1 rRNA gene is annotated in these 255 nt (G+C 53.3%); it reads right to left on the reverse strand.

What is annotated here, in order from left to right:
• Nucleotides 1–255, reverse strand: a 23S ribosomal RNA gene (locus ACK3CV_RS25430); the annotation flags it as partial.

Consider the following 255-nt stretch of genomic DNA (forward strand, 5'->3'; position numbering starts at 1 on the left):
ATCGGTCAGTCAGGAGTATTTAGCCTTGGAGGATGGTCCCCCCATATTCAGACAGGATGTCACGTGTCCCGCCCTACTCATCGAACTCACGACCTGTGCATTTTAGTGTACGGGGCTATCACCCTTTACTGCGCGACTTTCCAGACGCTTCCACTAACACACAAGCCGATTCAGGTTCTGGGCTCCTCCCCGTTCGCTCGCCGCTACTGGGGGAATCTCGGTTGATTTCTTTTCCTCGGGGTACTTAGATGTTTC

The sequence above is a fragment of the Serratia sp. TSO36 genome (genome assembly GCF_057808395.1).